The following is a 23,862-nucleotide window of genomic DNA, read 5'->3' as shown; positions in this document are numbered from 1 at the left end:
CGGTGTTAACCGCCGTCGCTTTCCCGCTCGGGTCAGCGGGGGAGCGGTGACCGTGAGATGGTCAGCTTCCCTTTCTTTTAGATGATCGCTCCTGCCCCCATCCCCCGTGAGATCGAGCGTTTGCAGGCATTGCGGGGGTATGAGCAACTGGACACCAGGGCTGAACGGGATTTTGACGATATCACGGTCTTGGCGGCCCAGATATGCGGGACCCCGATTTCATTGATCACCTTGATCGATGAAGACCGGCAGTGGTTTAAATCGCGGTTGGGAGTTTCAGTGCGTGAAACATCGCGGCTCATTTCGTTTTGCGCTCACACCATCCAATCGGACCAGGCGATGGTGGTGCCGGATACGGCGGTGGATCCGCGTTTTGCGGATAACCCCATGGTGATCGGTGATCCGCATGTTCGGTTTTACCTCGGGGTTCCTTTGCTGACCGCGCAGCACCTTCCCATCGGCACGCTGTGTGTCATCGACCGCGAGCCTCGTGAGATGAGTCCCGCGCAGGTGACGGCTCTGCAATCGTTGAGTCGTCAAGTGATGGCACAGTTTGAACTGCGCAAAAGCACGCGCGCGCTGGCGTCTCATGAAGCTCGCCAGCGGTTGGCGAAGGAAGGCTCCGACTTGGGCTCGTTTGAGTGGAATTTGGTGACGGGACACATCGCGGGCACGCGGCGGCACGATGAAATTTGGGGTTTTGCCCCGGGGGAGTTTTCCGGGGACTTGAACGCATTGCTGGAACGCGTTCATCCGGATGACCTGGATCTCGCTTATCGCACCTTGACGCGGGGCGCGACCGACCAACACGTGGTGGAATGTGAAATCCGGGTGCGGCTGCCGGAGGGGCCGCAGCGTTGGTTGGAAGTGAGAGGAGAGTTTGCGTTCGACCGCACGGGTAAAGCCGACCGGGCCTGGGGGGTGGTGAAGGACATCAGCGAACGCAAAAAGAGAGAGCAGGAATTGGCGAATAACCGCGCCAATCTCGAGCGCGCCCAACGCATCAGTCGGACCGGAAGTTGGGAATATGAGGTCGCCACCGGCAAGATCACGTGGTCGGACGAACATTACCGGATCTGGGGGCTGAATCGGAACGATCCGGACATGGCCCTGGACGAGCTGATTTCCCGTATCCATCCGGATGATCGGGCGGTCCATATGGCCAGCTTGGATCAGTGGCTGGCGTCGGCCCCGGGGTCGTCTCACGAAGCGGTCGAATACCGCGTGATCAAACCGAATGGCGAAGTGGTGCATGTCCGGGTCGATATGGATGTCCACTATGACTCCGCCGGCCAGGCGGAGCGATTATTCGGCACATCGCAGGACGTCACCCGCCGCGAAGAAACGCAGCGAGCCCTGGCGACGAGTCGACGACAAATGGAAGCCGCGCTGGCCAGCATGACGGATGCGTTGTTCATCACTGATACGCAGGGCCGGTTGATCGAGTTCAATGACGCGTTTCTCACCTTTCACCGCTTCAAGCACGAGTCGGAGTGCGGCCTCACCTTGGCCGACTATCCTGAAATTTTTGATGTGTTCATGGCCGATGGCACCCCCGCGCCGGCGAAGATGTGGGTGGTGGCGCGCGCACTCCGAGGCGAGACGGTCACCTCGGCGGAATATGGCGTGCGCCGCAAGGACACGGGAGAGTCGTGGGTGGGCAGTTACAGCTTTGCCCCGATGCGCAATGAAGACGGGGCCATCATCGGTTCGGTGGTGGTGGCGCGGGACATCACCGAACAACGGCGAATGGAAACGCAACTGGTGGAATCCGAGCGTCGTTATCACACGTTGTTCGACGAGATGGATGAAGGGTTTTGCGTCATCGATGTGATTTTCGACGAACACGATCATCCGGTGGATTTTCGATTTCTCGTCACCAACCCCGCCTTTGAAGTGCAAACGGGCTTGAAGAACGTGGAGGGGGAAACCATGCGCAAGTTGGCCCCGGATTTGGAGGAGTATTGGTTCGAAACCTACGGTCGGGTTGCACTCACGGGGGAGTCCGCGCAGCTCGTTAATTGGGCCGAAGAGTTGAGCCGGTGGTATGATGTGTATGCGTTTCGGTTTGGTCCGACCGAACAACGGCAGGTGGCGGTCCTGTTCAAGGACGTTACCGAACGCAAGCTGGCCGAACAACGCATCTACAAACTCAACCGCGTTTACCTCGTGCTCAGTGAGATCAATCAGGCGATCACGCGGGAAAGTGATCAGCGGGCGATGTTGCAGGACGCCTGTCGTATCGCGGTGGAGCAGGGCGAATTTGTGCTGGCTTGGATCGGCATGAGGGAGGCCGACGCGGGCGGTCTCACCGTGGTGGCGCACGCCGGCGCCGATGAGGATACCATGGCGCAGGTAGCGGCCCTGGTTTCCGGCGGTCAGATCAAATGCCCGTTCACGCGGGTGGCGGTGGAGTCGGGCGAACACGGGGTGTGCAACGACAGCATCCCTGACGCCGTGGCCGGTGCGGCGTCATGGGGAGGTGGATACCGCGCCATGGCCTCGCTGCCGTTGACCCAAACCGGAGTGGTGGTCGGGGTGCTCAATCTCTATGCCGACGAGGCGGGGGTCTTTGACGACGCGGAGCTGCAGTTGTTGAACGACCTGGCCAAGGACATATCCTTTGGCTTGGAGGTGGCGGGAACGGAGCGGGCGCGAGTGGCCGCAACGGAGGCGTTGCTGCAAAGCGAGTCCCAGTTGTCCAACGCCATGACGCTGGCCAAAATGGGGCACTGGGTGTATGAAATCGATTCGAACCTGATCACGCTCAACGATCATATTTACCGGCTGTATCAGACCACCGTGGAACAAGAAGGTGGTTACGCCATGAGCCCGGAGCGTTTCGTTGAGCGTTTTCTCGAGCCCGGCGACGCGGACGGAATCAAAGCGGAAATTGAAAAAGCGCGGACGACGACCGACCAACATTACACCCGTGATTTTGAATACGGTTTCCGATTCGGGGATGGTCGTCGGGGGAGAATGGCGGTGCGAATATTTGTGGTGAAGGACGGGCGGGGCCGCACCGTCAAGATTCGGGGAGTGAGTCAGGATATCACCGCCCACCGGGCGTTGGAGGAGCAATACCGGCAATCGCAAAAAATGGACGCCATCGGGCAATTGGCCGGAGGGGTCGCCCATGATTTCAACAACATCCTCGCGGCCATCATGATGCAGGCTGATTTGGGCGCCAAGGAGCCCGCGACTCCCGCGGAAAACATGGAGGCCATGGCGGAAATTAAAGAAGCCGCCCGTCGCGCCTCTCACCTGACCCGACAGCTGTTGGCCTTTGGTCGACGGCAAATCATGCAGACGACCCAGTTGGATCTTAACCGGTCGGTCGAGAACATGACTCAGATGCTCCACCGTATCGTGGGCGAAGATGTCAGCCTCAAACTCAATCTCCATCCCACCCCGCTGCTGACCCGAGCGGACTCGGGCATGATCGATCAGGTGTTGCTCAACCTCGTGGTGAACGCCCGAGACGCCATGCCGACCGGCGGCCTGTTGATCGTCGAGACCGGACTCATCACACTGACGGAAAACGGTGACACGGACTCACCGGATCTGCCGCCCGGGGACTACGTGACCCTGGGGGTGGTTGACTCAGGATGCGGCATCGATCCGGAAGTGAAGGCGCGCATATTTGAACCGTTTTTCACCACCAAGGCCCCGGGCACGGGCACGGGTTTGGGATTGGCCACCGTATTTGGAATCGTGAAGCAGCACGGTGGCGCGATCGATCTGCGCAGCGAGACGGGGGAGGGCTCCTCGTTCACGGTTTACCTGCGAAGCGAAAAGGTTCGGGAGTCCGACGACGCCGCGATCCCGGTTTTACCCGAACTGAAGCGCGGCACCGAAACCATCCTGCTGGTGGAGGACGACCCCAGTTTGAGAAAGCTGACCAAAACCGTGCTAGTTCGTCAGGGTTACCGCGTGCTCGAAGCGGGGAACGGTCCGGAGGCCGTGACGATGATGGACGAAGCCACCGAGAAAATCAGTCTGTTGCTCACCGATGTGGTCATGCCGGCGGGGATGACGGGGTGGCAACTGGCACAGCGGTTGCAGGCGCGATACCCGGAGCTTCGGGTCATCTTCACCTCCGGTTACAGTTCTGATGTCGCCGGCCGCGAAATGGTGTTGAAAAACCGCCAGAATTTCATCCCGAAACCATGCTCGGCGGACCAGCTCCTACGCATGGTGCGAACGGCCTTGGATGCCTGATTTTTCCGAGCAACCGGAAGCCGAGACAATTCAACGTTTCGTCGAAAATGATGCAAAATGCAGTGGAAGAGCGATTAGTGTAGCGGCGGCATGGTCGATTTGCTTCGTCGGAATTGATCTTGCGAGGGCTGGCATGGCTCCGGTAAGCAAGACATTTGCGGTAATATTAATTTCGGCCCGACCGCGTTCGTGCTTAAGTCTGACCTCAGGTCGTCGATAACAGCTAGTCAGGTCTTCATGTAGAGTATTTTCAAAGTGGAGTTAGTGCCCTGGTTATTGGTTCGTCCATGAGTTCATCGTCTTCAGATACTCCCCACTCGCATCGTCCGAAAAGTGCTTCTGACGAGCTGACTCAATTGGAGACATCCGGAGGAGCGGGATCGGGGCGCGGTCCCGGGAACCCGGCGGAAAACCTGCGCCCGGAGCATCCATTGCAACAGTTGTTGCGGACCTACACGGTGCTCAGCGAGACCAACCAGATATTGATGCGGGGTGGTGACCAAACGGCTTTGTTGGCCGCGGCTTGCCAGATCGCGGTGGCGCGGGGCCGTTTTATTGCGGCTTGGATCGGGCTGCACGATGACGTGGAAGGTCATATCGTGGTGGCGGCTCATGCGGGAGCGTCGACCGAGACCATGGAAATCATCCAATCCATGCTTAAAGGGGAACAGGAAGGGTGCTTTTTTACCCACGCTGCGTTCGAAGACGGGGAACACGGGGTGTGCAACGACCTCTACGAGGACCCCCGGGCCGAGGCCGTGCGCGAGGTTTCCATGTCTCGCGGATACCGCTCCGTGGCATCGCTGCCATTGCGGCGCAATGGAGTCATTGTCGGCGTATTCAACCTTTATGCGCCGACCCCGGGATTTTTTGACGAGCATGAGCTCAAGGTGTTGGATGAACTCGCGGTCGATATCTCGTTTGCACTGGAACTGACCCAAACGCAGATCGAGCGCACGGCGGCGACGCAGGCCCTGCACAACAGCGAGGCCCAACTCTCCAACGCGCTTTCCATGGCCAGTATGGGCCACTGGGAATACGACGTCGTGCGGGATGTATTCATCTTCAACGACCATTTTTATCGCATGATGCGCACATCGGTGGAGCGCGAGGGCGGTTACGAAATGCGGCTCGATCATTATGCCAGCCGTTTTCTCCCTCCGGATGAGATGGGTCGGGTGGCGTCAGAATCCCAACGTGCCATGGAGACGACCGACCCCGACTACATCCGTGATATCGAACACCGGGTCATGTTTGGTGACGGCAAGTCCGGACATCTGTTCGTGCGTATCTTTGTCGAACGCGATGAAACGGGGCGCGTGATCAAGACGCGGGGGGTGAGTCAGGACATCACCAAGCGCAAAGAGGCGGAGGCGAAAATCGATGAGGTCTCACGGCGCTTCCTGGCGGTGGTCGAGCACAGCGCGGATGGAATCGGATTCTTCGACGAAGATCGCAATGTGACCTACATCAGTCCGTCGATCACGACGATTGAAGGCCGGTTGCCCACGGAGTTTATCACGCGGGGCTTTAGTCGGGATATCCACCCGGAAGACCTTTCCGCCTTCGATCATTCCTGGCACGAGATGGTGCGGCAACCCGGGCAACCGACCAATTTCAGCGTGCGTCGCCAGCACAAGTCGGGACGTTGGCTGTGGATCGAAGGTGTGGCCACCAACTTGCTCGAGGACGCCGGCATTCGGGCGGTGGTGTTAAACTATCGCGACGTGACGGAGCGACGGCAGTTGGAAGAACAGTATCTGCAGTCGCAGAAAATGGAGGCGATTGGCCAGCTCGCGGGAGGCGTGGCGCACGATTTTAACAATATCCTGGCCGCGATCATGATGCAGGTCGACTTGGCCGACGCCGAGGTCAGCACGCCGGAGGAGATGGCGGAATCGTTGAGCGATATCAAGGAAGCGGCCACGCGAGCGGCGGAACTCACGCGGCAGTTGCTGGCATTTGGCCGCCGCCAAGCCATGCAAGCGACGGACGTGGAGTTGAATGAGACCTTCAACGGCATGTCGCAGATGTTGACGCGCACCCTGAGCGAGGACGTGAATCTGCGACTCGAGCTGCATCCGTCCGAGCTGTGGGTGCGGGGGGATGCGAGCATGTTGGGACAATTGTTGCTCAACCTCGCGATCAACGCCCGCGATGCCATGCCCGACGGGGGAGATCTTGTGATCGCCACGGACAGTCGATTCGTGGCCACCGCCGAGTCCTCGGGACTGTTCGAAATCGAACCGGGCCACTACGCGGTGATCACCGTGACCGATACCGGGTGCGGGATTTCCACCCAGGACAAAACCCATGTGTTCGAACCCTTCTTTACGACGAAGCAGGCGGACAAGGGATCGGGGTTGGGCCTCGCCACGGTTTTTGGCATCGTCAAACAACACGACGGCGTGATCGATCTCACCAGTGATCTGGATCGAGGCACCACGTTCACCATTTACTTGCCTCTGCTCCAAGAGCCCCGCGCCACGACCCCGGCGGCATCGGCCCCGCCTCAAAGTTTACGGGGCGATGAATTGATCCTGTTGGTCGAAGATGAAAATCATGTGCGGGCGGTCACCAGAAAGGTGCTGGAGTCGTATGGTTACCGCGTGATCGAAGCCCGAAGCGGACGCGATGCGCTCTTCATGTGGGAACAGGCCCAGGTGACTCCCGACTTGCTGCTCACCGATATTGTCATGCCGGGCGGTCTCAGTGGCTGGGACCTGGCCGACCAATTGCTCGCGCTCAAACCCGAGCTCAAAGTCCTTTTCACGTCGGGCTACAATCCCGAGGTCGCGAACAACGATTTCTCCCTCAAACCCGGCCAGCGATTTATCGCCAAACCGGCGGAAGCGGAGACCGTGGTGCGCACCGTGCGACAGTTACTGGCCTAGCGGTCGGGGGGACGACGACTGGCCCGTCTCTCCCCGTCCGCCAGGTCACTTCTGGTCAAGGCACTTCCGGAGCGCATGAGCGACGGTGCGGGCTTCGAATGGCTTGGCGAGGAAGACGGTTTTGGTGCCCTGCCGATCCTGTTGTTTGATGATTTCGTCGCTGTAGCCGCTGCTGAGCACAACTTTCATGGCGGGGTTTTGGTGCCGGATTCGCTCCTCCAGTTGGATTCCGCTCAGGCCGTCGGGCATCACGATGTCGGTGAAAACCAAGTCGATCGATTCCTTGTTTTCCGCGAACACCCGGAGGGCTTCATGTCCGTTGTTGGCCGTCAATACCGTGTAGCCGAGACGTTGGAGCAGTATGGTGGTGACACGGCGCACGCTCTCCTCGTCCTCCACCAGCAGGATGGTCTCATCACCCCGCGGCATGGTGTCCACGGCGGAAGCAGCGGTCGGGGCGCGAGGGGGGATCCGGGGCAAAAGAGGGAGATAGAGAGCGAACGAGCTTCCCTTGCCTTCAGTGCTATCGACATCGATCCAACCCTCATGTTGGTGCACGGTTCCATGGACCGAAGCCAACCCCAGTCCCGTGCCGTGACCGATGTCCTTGGTGGTGAAGAAGGGTTCGAAAATATGCTGCAGGGTCCCGGCCGACATGCCGGTTCCGGTATCGGATATGGTGATACAGGCAAAGGAGCCGGGCCGGGCCTCCGAAACCGTGGCGGGTCGGGCATGGGTGATTTGCACCGCCGCGGTGCTGATGGTGAGCGTGCCGCCCTCGGGCATCGCATCGCGGGCGTTGAGGCACAGGTTCATGACCGCTTGGTCGAGCATGTTGGTATCCGCGTTGATCCACAGCGAACCCGGGGAGGGCTCGGAACGCAGTTCAATGTGTTCGCCCAGGGTGCGATTGAGCAGGTTGAGCAAGTCACCGATCGCGGAGTTGAGTTCAAACCGTTGGCGATCGACGAATTGTTTGCGCGCAAACATGAGCAACTGACTGGTGATCTTGGCGGCGCGCTTCATCATCGCATGCAGATCGTTGAGCGGTGATTGCTGTTCCGGTTCGCGGTTGGTCACGCGCATGAACTCCAGATTGAGCATCATGCTGGTGAGGATGTTGTTAAAGTCGTGCGCGACTCCCCCCGCGAGTTGGCCCACCACTTCCAGGCGTTGGCGCTGGCGCAGGCGGTCCTCCAGTTCCAGCTGCGCAGTGATGTCCTGCGTGCTCGCGAGAATGAAGTTTTCGCCCTCCATTTCGAACTCTTCGATGGAGATCAATACGGTGCGTTTTTCTCCACTTTGCGTGCTCAGAACCCGAGCTTGATCGTGGGGGTGCCGTTTACCCTGTTCGTGCTGTTCCTCGGACGAGTGGTCGGATTGCCACAGGCCGAGTTGGGCGGGGGTAAAGCCAATCAAGCTTTCGCGCGGGTAGCCGGTGAGCGCGGCGAAACGGGAGTTTACATCAACATAGCGAAGGTCGCGCTGCGATTGAATCGACAGCGGAATCGGACTCGCACTGAAGGCTTTGGCAAATCGTTCCTCCGAATGACGCAACGCCTGTTCAACCTGTTTACGTTCGTCGATTTCCCGAAGCAGGTCCGTGTTGGATTGCTCCAGTTCGCCCGTGCGTTTGATCACGAGGTCGTCCAGATCGTGCAGCTTGGTTTCGAGCTCGTTGTGCAACGTCCACTTCTCGGACAGGGCGTGGGCCAGCTGTTGCACTTCGATGCTGTCGAAGGGCTTTTTCAGCACCACCAGACTGTCGGTGCGGCCGAGTTCGTGAATCATCTCTTCCCAGGAATAGTCGGAATAGGCCGTGCAGATCACGATTTGGATGTCCGGGTGCTGCCGCCAAATCTGGGTGATGGTCTCGACGCCGTCCCAGCCCGGAGGCATGCGCACGTCCACAAAAGCCACGCCGTAGGGGCGACCGGAGGCGGCGGCCGCCTGCACCAACTTTAGTCCGTCCTCCCCCTGGTAGGCGGAATCAATCTCGAATGAGGTGGCCTCGACCTTGGGCGCACTCTCGCCGAACAGCAGCGATTTTTCGTCCTCGAACATGGCGTCCTTGTCTTTCGTTTCTTCCGAGGTCGATTTGATCAAAATCTTGCGAATGTCGTCATGAATCGCGCGATTGTCATCAATCACAAGGATGCGCTTGTTGGGCTGGTGATGGGAGTGGCTCATGATGAATCCTTCTGGGCAGAGAGTATTAGTTCTAAAGTAAAGGTTGCTCCGCGCCCGACCCCGTCGCTGGCAACTGATAGTTTTCCGCCCATCTCCCGGGCGAAGTTGGCTCCGCTGTGCAGGCCGAAACCATGACCTTTTTGCTTGGTCGTGAAACCGTGGGAAAAAATGCGGGCGAGGTTTTCGGGTTCGATGCCGATGCCGTTGTCGGTGACGCGTATCTGCGCCCGGTCTTCCCCCGCCTGGACGGTGGAAATGGTGATGGTCTTGGTCGGGCGGTTTGATTGCTGCACCGCGTATTTGGCGTTCTGTAACAAGTTGATCAAAATTTGCAGCACCTTGTGTTTGTCGATGGTCACGACGGGATTGAAGTCGAACTGGCGGATCAGTTCGATGCCGTGCCGGTCGAATGTGCCGATGTTGATGCGAAGTGCGTCCATGATCAGTTCGCTCAAGGACACGCGCTCGATCAGGCCGGAGACTTTGGCGTAGCTCTGCTGCATCGCAACGATCTCCTTGATGTGCTCGATGTTTCGTCCGAGTTGATCGTGCTCCTCCAAGTAGAACGCATGTTCGTGCTCGATCCGCTTGGAGAGCTTGATCAGGAACGCGGGCAGTCGACGTCCGCGCTCGTCCTCGTGGATGAAGGTCAGGAGGTCGTCCTGATTTTCCTCCAGCAGGCCGGCGACCCGGGCGAGCGTTTTGGTTTCAGAGTTCAGCAGGCGTTCCTGCATCAATGAACTGGATACGTTTACGCTGTTGAGCACGTTGCCCACGTTGTGCAGGACGCCGGTGGCGATTTCCGCCATGCCGGCCTGACGGGAAGCCTGGATCAAACGTTGTTGCGCTTCGGCCAGCTCCGCGTGGGCTTGCTTGCGGGCCCCGACTTCGGCCACGAGTTCCTGAGTGCGTTCGGCGACGCGTTGTTCGAGGGTGTTCTTGGCGTGGAGCAACTCGTCCTGAGCGTATTGGCGGGCGATGGTGGCCCCGAGCATGTCGACGGCGGCCTGCAGGCTGTCCTGCTCGGCGGATTCCCAGGTGCGTTCGCGTGAGCACTCCTCGAGATTGAGCGACCCCCAAAATTTTCCGTCCACGGTGATCGGTATGACCATGATGGATTTGACCCCGCTCTCGTTCATGACGTCGCGGGGAGACCCGGTCAGTTCGGAGGTTTGGGAAAGAATCATTTTACCGTCTTCCAGTTGCTGGATCCATTGATCGAAACCCTCCGTATGAGGATGGACGGTTTCGGCCGGCAAGGCAAAGAAGGGAGACTGGGCGTAGCGAGGCGCGAACCAGCGCTGGCGCAATACGAGCTGCATATCGCCGGACTCATCGGTGATTTTTTGGTAGATCACAATTCGGCAAACCTGGGCCGCGACACCGAGTTCCGCGAGAACCTCCTCGATGACACTTTCCCAACGATCGGTGCTCACGAATTTTTCGGCGGCAAACCGCACGCTACCCAAAATCAGGTCCCGGCGGAGCAGGGCCTTGGTCATCGAATTTACGGAGTGGGACAGGGCGCCGATTTCGTCTCCGCGGTGAATCGTGGCCCGGTCGCTCAGATCACCGCGCGCCACGTTCTGGACGACTTGGCGGAGCGCCAGGATGGGGCGCACGAGGCGTTTGGCGTAGATCACCGATGCGATCAAACTGGCGAAAATACAAACGATGCTCAGCCAAACGGTGGTCCGATAAAGGTCGGCGACGTTGCGATCGTAACTCTCGAGAGAGAGGCCGACATGAATCCAGCCCCATTCGATGGCGGAGTAGTCGAACGGTTGGGAGTAGTAGTAGACCCGTTTCCCAAACAGACTGACCACACCGATGTCCCCGAACGGTTCGCGGTTGTCGGGATGCCACTCGGGGCCGGCGTCGGTTTCCGCCCGCCACCCCTCGCGATCGTGAATGAGGGAAAACCCATCGTTCCGGGTGATGATGATGTAGGCCAGCGAAGGGTCGCCGTTGATCATCTCTTTGCTGTGATCGACGACGCTGCTGTAGTCTTCGTTAATGGCGGCGCCGGCGGCGACATCGCGCAAGGAAACGGCCACACTGTGGGCCTTCGATTCCAGACTCTCCACGAACGTGCGTTTCTGCTGGGGCACGATCACCACGATGAAAGCCAGCAGGGTCAGGATGGTCACCAGCCAGGAGAGCAGAGCCGTGCGCAGGGTGATCCCCATGCTGCGTTTGGGGGTGGTGGAAACCGTCATAGCGTCCCTTCCGGTCGAAGCGCGGCCGAGCGCGCGAGCAAGGATTGGACGCTATCAAGATAATCGGGTTCGTAGGGCAAAATCTGGTCTATCTTGAACAACGTCATGATTTGTCGGCCGGCGCTGGTTTCGGCCAGACCGGCAATCGCATCAATGGTATCGGTCCGATGTTTAGCGGTGGGCCAACCGCGATCTCCCACGCAAATCACCACGTCGGCCAGTAGCTCCGATCGTGCGATGGTCTGCAGGCTGCGGAGCACTTGGGGATTCAATTCGCCCATGAGTTCGAGACTGGGGGCGTCGACCAGACACGCTGCTTTGGTGCCGAAAAATACGGGCAGGATGACCCGGCTCGGTTTGGTGGCATGATGGACGGCACCAAAGTGCCGGGGAATCGCCCCCAGTCCATTTTCCGCCACCAGCACGTTCAACCAATTCCAACCTTGTCGACCATTACCCACGTTGTAGTTGACCAGCGTTTCGCCTTTGAGATCTGCCAAACTGTCAAATCCCCGATCGCGTCGGGTGAGCAGCACAAAGTGGCGGCCCGGTGAACTGCCTTCGGAGACCACAAACATGGGCTGCTGGGCGACCCCGGGGGCGAGCTGCAGGAAATCCATCGCGACGATGATGCTCATGTGCACGGGATTCTCCGTTCGTTGCAATGCGGCGCCGAAACCCTGCGCTTCGTCAAATATCTCCGTTTCAACATCGAGGTCGTATCCATTCCGGGCGGCGATTTGTTCGAGGAACAAACGGTAGGCGGCGGTGGCGTCGTTGATGTTGGTATTGCGAAACGCCACCCGGCTAATTCCCACCCGGAGTTGGGCTTTGGCGGTTTCGGGTTCGATCGCGGGAATGGGGGCGGGTCGTGAACTCGCCGCCGCGGTCTGGCCCGGGCCCAATGTTAGGGCCGCGATCATCCCCCACAGTGCAAAACGTCGCCGCCGCGGCGACGGACTGCGGTCACAGCTCAATGCGGAGGTGTGAGTTGTCATGTGACACCCATTCATGGTGTGTCTCCTGCGAATGGCGGTGGCGGCTTTGATCCCGTGGTCAGTTCGTAGTGCCGATCGAGGAGTGCGCACGTCACATCGAGATCGGCGGGTTTGCCCTCCATCAGGTTGGTTTGCTGGAAAAGGGTAAGCGTTTGCTGACCGGCGGGCGCGTTTCCTACATCGACAAATACTTCGATCATCCGCGGCAGGTTGGGGGAATGGAAATCACCGCGAAAAAAGAACAGCGACGGAATGTAGGCGGGCGAACGCGCGATCGGAACGAGTTTGCGCCCCAGCTGCGGATTTAGTTCCTGCAACACTTCGAACCCTTTGCGGGTCACCAGGCACGCGGCGACCTGACCGAAAAAAACGGGCAGCACGACTTGGGACAACTTGGTGTGTCTGTTGACCGTTCCCCAGAATGAGGCGGGGTTGCCGAGGTTGTTCTCGAGCACTTGGACCTCCAACCAGGTTTCCCCGATACCGGTCCGGGCGGACTGCCAAACGCTCAGTGAACGTCCTTTCAAATCGGCGAGGGATTTTACGGTTCCGTCGATATTCACCAGCAGGAGATACTCTTCCTCCAGATCTTCGTCGGCGGCCCCCATGATCAGAGGGCCGATGAGCTTGGATTGGCGAATTTCCCAGTATTCCGCGACCGTAACGGTCACGGCTTCGACCCGATGATCGTCCAGCGCCCGGGCAATGGCGGGCACGTCATCAAGAAACAACACCGAGGGAGAAACGGCGATACCTCTCTCCGATGCGATCGTGTCGGCCCACACCATCATGGCGGCTTGCGCGTCGTTGGTGTTCACGCCGCCAAACATACTTTGGGAAAACCCAAAGCGCATGATTTCGCCGGACGGTTTCGACTGGGCCGAAAGCAGACCAATGCTGCACCCCGTCAACCAGAGTCCGACGATCAGCCCCCACCGACCACGCGACCACGTGCCCGTGCGCAAGTGCGCCCGGCGAGCGGAAAGACAAGGGTTGGTCAGGGTTTCGGGCATGGTCGTGTTTCCTAGCCCCGGGGGGAGGCGGGCGGCTGCACTCGCCTGCGCACGCGTTGCGATGAAAGCTTCATTCCCGGACCAACCTTCCGCGAATTTCGGTGCCCACGACCAATTGGAGCTGCGATTGCAACGCGATGTGATCGTAAAGTGCCTTGTAGTGTTGGGCGGTCATCAGGGCTTCGATCAGTTGGGAGCGAATGACGTTTTCGGTCTCTACCAACTCCGCCTGGTAAGCGCGCGTGTTGAGGTCACGGTTCTCGTTGGCGGCTGTCATGGCTTCATGAGTGGATTGGCGTGATTTTTCGGCGGCGGACATTCCCAGCACGATGTCGCGCACCCGCAGGCCGATGCCTTCGCGCAGGAGAAACTCCTGCTCACGAACCTGATTGAGGCGCGCCCGCGCTTCGGAGACTTTGGCGCGAGTCATGAAACCATCGAAGAGCGGAACCTCGAACCCGATACCGAAGCTGTAACCGGACTTGTTGGCGGACGTGGCTGCGCCCGAGTTGGAGTCATTCCACCAGCGGTGCAGTTTGCCGGTGATCGCCACCTTGGGCTGGTGGCCGCTGCGCGCGGTGCGCTCGGCCCCTTCGGCCGCTCGCAGACCGGCTTCCAGTTTGCCCCAGTCGGGGCTGAACTGGTAGGCGGCGGAGACGAGATTATTGAGGTCCGGAGAGATGGGCAGCCAAGGGAGATCCTCATCGGCGGGAACGACACTGTGTTGCCACGGACGCCCCATGGTGAATGCCAGTGCGGCCTGTGCCATGGCTTCGTTTTTCTCCAGCTGCGCCAGCATGGCCCGCAGAGATTCGACCATGATTTTGTTGTCGAGGTAGTCGGTCTTTTTGACGGTGCCCGATCCCTCCTTATACATCGTTTCGGTCAGGGTCAGCGTGGCCTCCATACGTTCGAGGGTTTCGCCGCCGATGGCGTTCAAGCGGCGGGCCAACACGGCGCCGAAGTAGAGCCGTTTGACGCTGTCGATGATCTCCATGTCGGTGCGACGGGCCTCCTGGGTCATCATGTCCTTGTAACCCTGGGCTTGCTCGCGGAAACCGCGACGCATGCCGCCGTCGTAGACGAGCCAGGTGACGTCGACCGATGCTGCGATGACCTCGGGATCCAACAGCTTGATGTCCTGCTCGGGTATGGGGAAAAGCAGCCCGTCCGTGTTGACGGTTTGCGCGGGGGTGGACACCGGCAGCTGCACCGCGACCGGCGCGAGCACTCCGGCGGGCACATTGATGAGGGCCGTGCCGGCGGGCACTTGCACCGATTGCGGCGGCACATACATCTGCGATGCCGGAAAGATGAAATTGGGTGCCTCGTCCAAGCGTTCGTAGCCTGCTTTGAGCGTGGCGTGCGGCCAATAGCCGGACATGGCTTGTTGGTGGCGAGCCTCGGCCATGGCGACGGCGAACTGCGACGCCGGGCGTCGGTGATTGTGCTCCAGCGCCGACGCGATGCATTGCTCCAACGTCAAAGTGGACATGGGACCGTCGCCCCCGTCCTGGGCTGGTAGCGGGGAGCCGACCGCCACGAACAACCCCAGTAAGGATGAAATAATTCCTGGTTTGAGTGGGAAGGTGATTCCGGTCGGAAAATGGACGTGCATGGTGAATTCTATCGGCCGGTGGCCCCGGAAACTTTAGGAACGAAGCTGGGTTGTTTACGCTAGCCGCCGGGAACGCCGGGGGGGACACCGCCGTCGGCCAAGCGTTGAGAGCAACGCCTCGACCGCCTGGTAGCAAAAGAGGAACTAGCTTACTCGAACCTAAGGAATATTACCTATGACGATTTCAGTGCTAAAACCCGGAACTGAAACCGGAGCTGCGATTACGGGTTCGTCGCCGTTGTTGCGACCGCCGGAGGACGTTTTTTTAATTCTGCCAGCCGCTCAAACAGCGTGAGTGTCTCTTGGAGATCGGTGATATCGCACGGCAAGATACTCTCCTGTTGGAACAGTTCCAGCGTCTGCGCGCCCGTGGGGGTGTCGTTCACGTGCGCGACCATTTCGATCATGCGATTCAAATTGGCGGAGTGGTAGTCGCGCCGAAAAAAGAACACCGACGGGACGAGCGGGGGCGATACCACAATGGCATCCAGCGTGCGTCCGAGTTGAGGATTGAGCTCGCACATGATGTCGAATGCCGCGCGGGTCACCAAAGCGGCGCCGGGTTGACCGAAGAACACGGGCAGGGCGGTTTGCGCCATTTTCGCGTTGTGATCGATCGAGCTGAAAAACGTATCCAAATTACCGAGACCATTTTCCAGGAGTTCGGCCTCGAGCCACTTCAGGGCGATGCTGTTGCGCGGCGATTTCCACACTCGCAAGGGCTGATCGCGCAATTGATGCAGCGATTTGATGCCCTTGGTGCGGTTGACCAGCAGGAGGTAGTCTTCGGTGATGGTGCCTTGCGTGGTGCCGGCGGTGATCTGTCCGGGAGTGATGTGCTGGCAAATCTCCCAGAATTCGTCCGAAGGAAGGGTTAGGCCCTCGATCCGTTGCTCCCGAATCGCGGCCACCATTTTAGCGGGGGATTCGAGGACCAAAAGTTCCGGGTCGATGGCGATTCCGCTCCCCGCCACGATGGTGTCGGCCCATACTTTCATGGAGGCTTGGGCATCGTTGCGGTTGATGCCTTCAAACACGGTCGCGGAAAATCCGATGCGAAGAATTTCCAACGGTTCCGCCCCGGGCTCAACCTGGGCTCGTGCGGAGAAAGTTAACATGACGAAGGCGAGCGCGGAGCACGTCAATTTCGTCAGCCACGCGCCGCCGCACGCGCGCCTGCGTTTGCGAAGCGTGGGCCACGACTGGAATGTGACGCGTGCAGGGCGATACGAGGTGCGCATCATGGGGAGTTTTGGTCCTTCGCCGACGGCACGGTGCGGCCGTTTCGCACGGCCTCATAGCGATCGAGCAGAGCGCACGTGATTTCGAGATCGGCAGGGGTGCACTGCATCAAGTTGTTTTGCTGAAACAAGGTGAGGGTTTGCTGCCCGGCTTCGGAGCTCGAGACATCCGACAACATTGCCACAATGCGCGAAAGCATCGGGGAGTCATAATCGCCGCGGAAGAAGGAAATGGATGGCACGAGCGGTGGCGATACCGCGATGGCGGTGAGTTTTTGTCCCAATTGGGGGTTGAGCTCACTCATGAGTTTGAACCCGCGTCGCGTGACCAAACACGCGTCCGCTTGGCCAAAAAAAACGGGTAGCACGACTTGCGAGAGTTTGCGGATCTCAATGCGTTCGGCCCAGAACGTGTCGGCCGAGCCCAGCCCTTCGTCCCACAGCGCGACCTCGAGCCATTGCGAGGCGAGGCACGTGCGCAGCGATCGCCAGATATTCAGATTGCGACCCGCCAAGTCCGCGAGCGTGGTAAAGCCGCTGTCGTTGTTCACCAACACGATATACTCCTCATCAAAGTCGTCATCGATTGATCCCACCAACAAGGGCCCGATGGGGACGTGTTTGCGCGTTTCCCAATATTCGTCGGTTGCTACGATGACTGCATCGATCCGGTTCTCTTTCATCGCGGCGATGATGGCGGGAACGCCGTCGATGATGCCGATATCGGCGGATACCTTGAAATCCCAGTCCCCCACGATGGTCGCCGCCCACACTTTGATTGCGGCCTGCGCATCGTTGATGTTCACGCCTTGCATGATCTGGCCGGAATAGGCGAAACGAAGCGTCGACTCTGTTTCTGGTGACACGTCGGTCGGCTCCGCCGCAAGCGTGTGGGGGCAACCCAGTGATGCGATGATCATGACCAAGGCCCGCAATATCAGAATCCACCGGCGGTGTTTTGCCACCGTGGGAACGAGAGCGGAAACGAAACGTGTATCCTCTCTCCTCACGTCTTGAGGGGCAGCACGAACGCGAATCGCGGTCGTTGCAAAGGCGGGGCCGTGATTCGGCCCCAGCGGCGAGAGAATGATTTCATGGCAGAGAGTATCGGTTGGTTTAGGCGTCGGCTTTAGCTCGGTCGGAACTTCTCCACGCGATGCTCTCCGCGTAGGAACTGGGTTTACACGGAGAAGAGTGGGTCGGCCGCACGCAAAAGCGGAACCAACGTAGACAAGCTGGGAAGTAACCCTCACCGGGATTGACCGGACGGGCGCGGCCTTTTAAAGCCGCTGTCGTCCTCTGCGTCGGACTCCCGCCCCGGATCTTCAGGCATGCTCCGATTCCCCAAATTTCAATGACCACGAAACACCGCATTTTTACCACCAGCTTTGCGAACGTTTATCCCTTTTACGTCGCCAAGGCGGAGAAAAAGGGACGCCTCAAAGCCGAAGTGGATGAGATCATCCGTTGGCTGACCGGCTACGACCAGCCGCAGTTGGAGGCGCAATTGCAGCAGCAAACCGACTTCGAAACGTTTTTCCGGGATGCCCCTCGGCTTAACCCCGACCGCACGCTGATCAAAGGCGTCGTCTGCGGCGTGCGAGTCGAAGAAATTGAAGAGCCGACGATGCGGGAAATTCGCTATTTGGACAAACTGATCGACGAGTTGGCCAAGGGTAAGGCGATGGAAAAAATCCTGCGGTCCTGACGGGAAGTTTTGGCCTCGGGTCTTCTTAAGGATCGAGACCCAGGGTCGTGGCGAAACGAGATACGGCGGACTGCGGCACCACGAGTCGCCAACTGCCGGTGGCATCGTCCCGCCGGGCGTTGATCCTGACGTGACGCAGCGGTGGTCGGGTCGCGTCGGCCGGCGTGGGCGGTTGGAACTGGACCACGAGGGCGTGTTCTCCGTCCGGCAGCGAGAATTCTCCGGCGAGTTTGGCCGGTTGAAGGGGAACGGCGTCGACCGAGAGCAGGGTGAGCAGGTCGCGGCCATCGGCGTGCTCGGGTCGCAGTCCGGGGGGCAGGAGGGCGAACAAGGCGTTGGCAGATTCGAGCGTATCGGGTTCAAATGCCAGCAAGGCGGCCATGCGTTGCACGTCTCCACCGGCGCCAGCCCACAAGGCGGTTTCGATGAGGGCGGCAGGAGTGTCGACGCCGGTGTCGCGCCACGCCTCGGGTGGTAGAAAGGCGTCGCCAAGCCTCGGCGGAGGCGGCGCTTCCCCCTCCGTGGGTGCGATCTGCTTATTGAGCTGGCGTTCCCGGCGGGCGATACGCTGGCGCAGGTGGGCGAGCTCCTGACGAAGACGGTCGAAGTCTTGATGCTCGATGCCGACCGGGGCGGTGAGACGGGGCGTGGCCGGATGGGGCGGAGCGACTTCCGGGGCAGGAGGCGTGGTGTCCGCGTGGTGGAGGGCGGTGTTGTCGGCCCGTATCGCCGACAACTTGAACCATAGTCCGACGGTCACCAACACCGGTAGCAACCAAGCGAGTTGTCGCAGACTAGAACCAGTCATCGACGGGAGAGCTTTCGGAGCTGGTGGTGAATTTGATCGGAATATTGACCCGCGCGTTGACCGGGAGTCCGGCCCGCTCTCCCGGCTGGAACGTCCAGCCCACGACTGCGGCCAGCGCGGCCTCGGCGAATGCTTCGTGCGTGGCGCTGAGGGTCTCGAGGTCGCGCACTTCACCGGCGGCATCGATGGTGATGGCGATGACGGCCTGGCCTTCCACGCCTTCGTCGCGGAGGGATTTGGGGTAGGCGGGCCTTACGCGCATATCGGGCTTGGGCACCACATCGAGCTCCGAGATGCTGTAAACCTTTCCCGGGGGTGCCACCCGGGGGAGCTTGGTCACCGCCTCTTGATCCAAGGCGGCGAGTCGTGATTGCAACGTGGTGACCTCGTGTTGGAGCGAGGCATAGTCAGCGTCGGTGACCGGCGGGACGGAATTCGGCGTTGGTTCGATTGAGACTGGCGTCGCGGTGTCGGAAAGCGCAGGTGGCGGGCGAGGAGGCGTAGCCGATGAATCGCGCCGATTTTCCGGAGGTTGATTCTCGAAGGAAAGCAGGGCACCGCCGGTGGCGAGCACGATGGTGGTGGCGATCAGGGGGGCTTTGAGCATGGTGATGACGGACAGGGTGGTGGTTGCGGCGAGCCCGGATCCGGCGATGGCAGTGGTCGTGATCGTGCCGGCCAGTCCCGCGGGGGCGGCGGTGAGTGCGTGCGTGCCCAATACCGCGCCCAGGGCGGCACCGGTTGACGATATGCCCCGGCGCGAGAGCACGGTATTGAGTTTATCGAGGGCGCGTTCGACGCGCATGCGGGCCGCGTTGGGCGAAACGGTGAACCGGGCGCCAATGGTGGTGTAGTCCTGGTTTTCGAAGAATCGGAGGATGACGGCGTCGCGATCGTCGTCGGAGAGTTCGGCCAGAGCCGCGTCGACGATCGGCTGCAGGCGTGACCAGTCGGCGTGGTTGGCGTCGTGGTCGGATGTGAGTTCGGACATGGCGGAGGCCGCTTCACGAACGCGGCGTCGGTGTTCGGTGCGAATGAGTTTGGCGGTGGTGAATCGCGTGGTGGTGAACAACCAGCCACTCAGACGAGGATGAGTAGCGAGTTTCGCGGCATGGCGGGCGAGGGCAGTGAACACGAGCTGGGTGGCGTCGCGAGCGAGGTGGGTATCGCCGTTGAGCTGCCGCACCGCCGCAGAATACACCCAATCAAGGTGACGACGGACCAGCGTCGCGAAGGCTGTTTGGTCGCGGTGCACGCTGAACCGGTGGAGCAGTTGGGCGTCGTCTTCCATCAATGCTCTGTAGCACCCGCCGCAGATGGAATCGCACATAAAGTTCCAGGAATTTTAAACAGGCGTTGGCGGTGGTTGCGAATGGAGGCGTGACGGCCGTTCACATTTTGCATTCCTTTACGCCCACCATGAGCACCGTCATTCATCTCAATCACGATCAACTCGTCGAAGGGTTGCCGGAAATCGCAGCGGCTTCGTCGGACGAGGGCAAATTGGAGATGATTGCGCGGCGGCCGGTCACCGACGAGCGGGAGTTGCTCGATGAAGCCGAGTTGTCGGTGGAGGTGGGATTGGTCGGGGACAATTGGAGTCAGGGGAAAGCCAATCGTGATTGCCAGCTGACCCTCATGAACTCGCGCGCGGCGCAACTCGTGGCGCAGTCGCGGGACCGGTGGGCGTTGGCGGGAGATCAACTCTATGTCGATTTCGATATCGGCGAGGTCAACCTGCCGGCGGGAACGCGCGTGGCGATCGGCGATCAAGCCGTCGTGGAAGTGACGGCCGAACCCCACACCGGCTGCAGCAAGTTCATCAGTCGCTTCGGTCTCGATGCCATGAAGTTTGTCAATTCGCCGTCGGGGCGTGCGCTCAATTTGCGCGGCATCAATACGACGATCGTGCAAGGCGGCGTGATCCGCGTCGGCGACACCATTCGTAAAATCAGCTGAGATATCGCGGATTGATCACGGGGTTTCGACCGGCTCCAGCGTGAGATGCAGAGGGGCGATCATGATGCCCAACGAACGGGCATCTTCGGAGTTTTCGTAAAACTCCGCCGGGACGAACGCGTCGCTGATGATCTCCAGTCTAGCGTGGCGAGAGGGCGGCAGGTCGTGCAGGTCCACCACGACGCTGTTGGCGGCGTCGGACAGGTCCACGTCCTCAACCTCAACCCCGTTCCACCGCACGCGCAGCCTGGTGCCTCGGGGCGGGATGGACACGGTGGAAATCGTGAGCTGGCGAGGTTGCGTGGCGTCACCGAAGTCCATCTCAAACGTGGCGTGGCCGTCGGTCCAACGCGCATCCTGGCCTTTGATGGTTTCCGGTAAATACAGGCCCGCCTCCCGCACGTCGGTGCGACGCCGAAAACCGAGGGTGATCTGTCCCTCGTAAGCAGCCGGGCGCACGCGCAGGTCGATTCCCGCGAGCCTCACCCCAAGGGTGCGATCGTCGGTGGAGTCCGGGTAGGCTTGAGACGGGACGAAGGTGCCGCTCCGGACGGCGATCTCCACCTCGGGTTGAGACCAGTCGACTGCTGCGACATCGAGCGCGAAGACTCCGCCCGACGCAGGAACCATCTCGTCAAAGGCCACTTTACCACCAATTGAGATCTGCACGCGCGAGCCATCGGGACCGGCTCCGACGATATCCACCCGCGCACTCAACGGCGGATGGGAAAACCTTCCCGGCAAACGCAAACGCGCATCCCCGGTGGTCCAACGAAACGAGTTTCCGCCCGAAGTTTCCGTGCCGAGGAAGCCCGACTCCGCCACGCCATACAGGGGGTGAGCACCGAGACGAATCGTCGATGCCGTGGGTTCGAATCCCAGACCGGACGGACTGAGCCGGGCCAGATAGGCGTGGCGGGTGCGCGGTTTGATCTCACGGGGTGGTGGATTGGTGGTGCGCGCCAACGTGGGATGGGTGAGGCTGAACCGTTGCGCCGATTTCTCGGACTGAGAGGTCCAGGGGGTGGTGCTCAGGGTCATGACGATGCGTCCGGCCGCCAGCGCCCGATCGACCACTTGTTTCGCCTGAGCCTGCTGCGCGGGCACGTCGGGCAAGGCGCGCACCATCTCCACCCCTTCGACGAGTTGCAGGGGACCGAGGAGGGGAATGTAGACGTTGGTCACGACCAACGCGTGAGGCGGAATGGCGCGCGCAATGCGTTCAATGAAAGCAACGCCCCCGCCATTGAGTTTGGTGAAGGCGATGGGCGCAGCGTTGAACGCCAGAAACCCCAGCAGACCGATCGCGGCCGCCCCCAGTCCTCGTCCGGCCCACCGCGGTGACGGGGAACGCGCCAGCGTGGCGGCCAAGCCCATCCCGGCGAGCAATACGAAGCCGGGAATAACAATCGGCACAAACCGGCGGATCTTCCAAATATGGTCCACGCTTATGTAGGGATTGTATGAATACAAAAGCGAGTAGGAAAACCAGACCGCCAGAAAGGGCGCCAGCACGAGCGACCTTTTTTGCAACACCCCGCGCAGCGCGACCGCGAGTCCCACCAGCGCGAAACCCATGCCCGGCAGCGACAGGTAGGCGCCGAGGTCTTTCAGACTGTTTTCGCGGTAGTCGCGGCCGAGCTGGCCCATACTCGGCACGAAGTCGGCGAACGGTTCAACATGTGGTCGCACGAAGACGGCGTAGCCAGCGGCGATGGCGAGTAGGATGACCCCGCCCTCCCAGACTCCCCGTCGGGCCAAGCCGGCGTGCAGCCGGGCGCGAAAACGGGGGCCGAGAGGCACCCAGGCCAACGCGGCGAGGACGCCGGCGCAGCCCACCATCATGCCCAATTTCAGATTGAAATCGGCATAATATCCCGGCGACGTGGCGTATCCCCACGCCAATGCGATCAAGCTGATGACCAAGGCGGTCAACGTGCCGCGGCGACCCATGTCCCGCAGCCGGTCGACGTGCGGATGATCATCCGGGAGCTGGGCCAGATAGAGCCCGAGTCCGCAGATCGCAATGATGATCAAATAGGCGTCGACCCGAGCGAGCGTGCAACTTGCGAGCAGGACCACCCCGGAAGTGAAGGTGCGGCGATCAAGCCGCGACAAGGCATGGTGCAGCAGGACCAAGCCCGCCAGCAGCCACGTCTGGGTGAGCACCTCGCTGAGGGTGATGCGCACGATCCAGATTTGGCTGATATTGAGCGCGAAATAGGCGGTGGTCAGAGCTGCGATCCGTGGACTTAGCAGTCGGCGCGCGAGCGCGAAGAACAGCAGGGCGTTGAGACCGGAAAGAAAGGGATTAAATGCGAAGAGACCGTAGAATGCGCCGATCCCAAAGGCTTGCGCGAGATACAGCGCAAATGTCGGCGCGAACTGAAAATAGATGTTCTTCGCCGCCGTATCGAAGAAGTAGCCCCCGGCTTGAGAACCGGAGGCCAACCCGAAATTTCCCGGTTCGAACAAACCTTCGAACATCGCGTCGGCGCGCAATTCGCCGGTGCGGGCGATATGGGCCGCATGGTTGGAATACACGCCCTGATCACGGCCGGAGAAGATACTCTCGGTGGCGAACACGCCGTTCCAAATGATGAGGCCCGATGCGGCCGCAGCCAGCACGCGATTACCGCGAACGGACGATGACGCGGCGGCGCGCCATGTGTGGCGGCAAAACCACGTGACGATCCAACCGCCCAGTCCGATCAGCGGGGGCGAAAAGACGCCAAACCAAGCGGGAACCGCCAGCACGGGAAACGCGGCCAGCAGACCGACGGCGATCGCCAGCGCCAGCCGTAACACCGGCCAGGCTTCCTGCCACCATGACGGGACCAAGCGACGCGCCACGGCGGCTCCGCCCCACGTGATGCCGGTCAAAAAGCCGGCGGCGCATATCATTCCAAACATCGGTGCCGACGTTTCAGCGCCGCGACGTCGTAGCGTCGAGGTTTCAAATGTAACTAATTGGTGTCGATCGGGTGGCCCCC

General features: G+C 60.4%; 14 protein-coding genes. 4 read left to right on the top strand and 10 right to left on the bottom strand.

What is annotated here, in order from left to right:
- Nucleotides 1-81: 81 nt before the first annotated feature.
- Together PXH66_RS13100 and PXH66_RS13095 are read left to right on the top strand one after the other, a co-directional pair.
- Nucleotides 82-4,221: a PAS domain-containing protein gene (locus tag PXH66_RS13100; RefSeq protein WP_330928621.1), complete on the top strand. Its 4,140-nt coding sequence runs from the start codon at nucleotides 82-84 to the stop codon at nucleotides 4,219-4,221.
- A 287-nt stretch (nucleotides 4,222-4,508) separates the two neighbouring features.
- Entirely contained in the window at nucleotides 4,509-7,115 is a 2,607-nt protein-coding gene (locus PXH66_RS13095) for an ATP-binding protein (RefSeq protein ID WP_330928620.1), read from the top strand.
- Between the two features lie 45 nt (nucleotides 7,116-7,160).
- On the opposite strand, the gene PXH66_RS13090 is transcribed toward PXH66_RS13095, so the two are convergent.
- The 7 genes from PXH66_RS13090 to PXH66_RS13060 form a co-directional block, all read right to left on the bottom strand.
- On the bottom strand, nucleotides 7,161-9,305 hold the full coding sequence (locus PXH66_RS13090; RefSeq protein ID WP_330928619.1) for a hybrid sensor histidine kinase/response regulator: 2,145 nt from the start codon (nucleotides 9,303-9,305) through the stop codon (nucleotides 7,161-7,163).
- Entirely contained in the window at nucleotides 9,302-11,524 is a 2,223-nt protein-coding gene (locus PXH66_RS13085; RefSeq protein WP_330928618.1) for an ATP-binding protein, read from the bottom strand. Before PXH66_RS13085 ends, PXH66_RS13090 begins: the two co-directional genes overlap by 4 nt.
- Nucleotides 11,521-12,447 (bottom strand): phosphate/phosphite/phosphonate ABC transporter substrate-binding protein, encoded by a 927-nt coding sequence (locus PXH66_RS13080; RefSeq protein WP_330928617.1) that lies wholly within the window; start codon nucleotides 12,445-12,447, stop codon nucleotides 11,521-11,523. The genes PXH66_RS13085 and PXH66_RS13080 overlap by 4 nt, the downstream gene beginning before the upstream one ends.
- Nucleotides 12,448-12,533: 86 nt before the next feature.
- Nucleotides 12,534-13,535 (bottom strand): PhnD/SsuA/transferrin family substrate-binding protein, encoded by a 1,002-nt coding sequence (locus tag PXH66_RS13075; RefSeq protein ID WP_330928616.1) that lies wholly within the window; start codon nucleotides 13,533-13,535, stop codon nucleotides 12,534-12,536.
- A 70-nt stretch (nucleotides 13,536-13,605) separates the two neighbouring features.
- Complete coding sequence (locus PXH66_RS13070) at nucleotides 13,606-15,030, bottom strand: TolC family protein (RefSeq protein ID WP_330928615.1); 1,425 nt, start codon at nucleotides 15,028-15,030, stop codon at nucleotides 13,606-13,608.
- Between the two features lie 344 nt (nucleotides 15,031-15,374).
- Nucleotides 15,375-16,271, bottom strand: coding sequence for a PhnD/SsuA/transferrin family substrate-binding protein (locus PXH66_RS13065; protein ID WP_330928614.1), 897 nt, complete (start codon nucleotides 16,269-16,271; stop codon nucleotides 15,375-15,377).
- Nucleotides 16,272-16,393: 122 nt separating this feature from the next.
- Nucleotides 16,394-17,314: a phosphate/phosphite/phosphonate ABC transporter substrate-binding protein gene (locus PXH66_RS13060; protein ID WP_330932034.1), complete on the bottom strand. Its 921-nt coding sequence runs from the start codon at nucleotides 17,312-17,314 to the stop codon at nucleotides 16,394-16,396.
- 434 nt (nucleotides 17,315-17,748) lie between these two features.
- Between PXH66_RS13060 and PXH66_RS13055 the strand changes: the two genes are divergently transcribed.
- Nucleotides 17,749-18,102 (top strand): DUF2200 domain-containing protein, encoded by a 354-nt coding sequence (locus tag PXH66_RS13055; RefSeq protein WP_330928612.1) that lies wholly within the window; start codon nucleotides 17,749-17,751, stop codon nucleotides 18,100-18,102.
- A gap of 25 nt (nucleotides 18,103-18,127) precedes the next feature.
- Here the strand turns inward: PXH66_RS13055 and PXH66_RS13050 are convergent, their stop codons facing one another.
- Nucleotides 18,128-18,910: a hypothetical protein gene (locus tag PXH66_RS13050; RefSeq protein WP_330928611.1), complete on the bottom strand. Its 783-nt coding sequence runs from the start codon at nucleotides 18,908-18,910 to the stop codon at nucleotides 18,128-18,130.
- Nucleotides 18,897-20,201, bottom strand: coding sequence for a TonB family protein (locus PXH66_RS13045; RefSeq protein WP_330932033.1), 1,305 nt, complete (start codon nucleotides 20,199-20,201; stop codon nucleotides 18,897-18,899). The genes PXH66_RS13050 and PXH66_RS13045 overlap by 14 nt, the downstream gene beginning before the upstream one ends.
- A 128-nt stretch (nucleotides 20,202-20,329) precedes the next feature.
- Here PXH66_RS13045 and PXH66_RS13040 point away from each other — a divergent pair, with 128 nt between their 5' ends.
- Nucleotides 20,330-20,869, top strand: coding sequence for an MOSC domain-containing protein (locus PXH66_RS13040; RefSeq protein WP_330928609.1), 540 nt, complete (start codon nucleotides 20,330-20,332; stop codon nucleotides 20,867-20,869).
- A gap of 15 nt (nucleotides 20,870-20,884) precedes the next feature.
- On the opposite strand, the gene PXH66_RS13035 is transcribed toward PXH66_RS13040, so the two are convergent.
- Nucleotides 20,885-23,782 carry a DUF2339 domain-containing protein gene (locus PXH66_RS13035; RefSeq protein ID WP_330928608.1) on the bottom strand — a complete coding sequence of 966 codons (2,898 nt, stop codon included), beginning with the start codon at nucleotides 23,780-23,782 and terminating at the stop codon, nucleotides 20,885-20,887.
- Nucleotides 23,783-23,862: the final 80 nt, after the last annotated feature.

It is taken from the genome of Synoicihabitans lomoniglobus, assembly GCF_029023725.1.
Taxonomy (GTDB): domain Bacteria; phylum Verrucomicrobiota; class Verrucomicrobiia; order Opitutales; family Opitutaceae; genus Actomonas; species Actomonas lomonigloba.
This window is presented reverse-complemented; position numbering and strand designations above follow the sequence as displayed.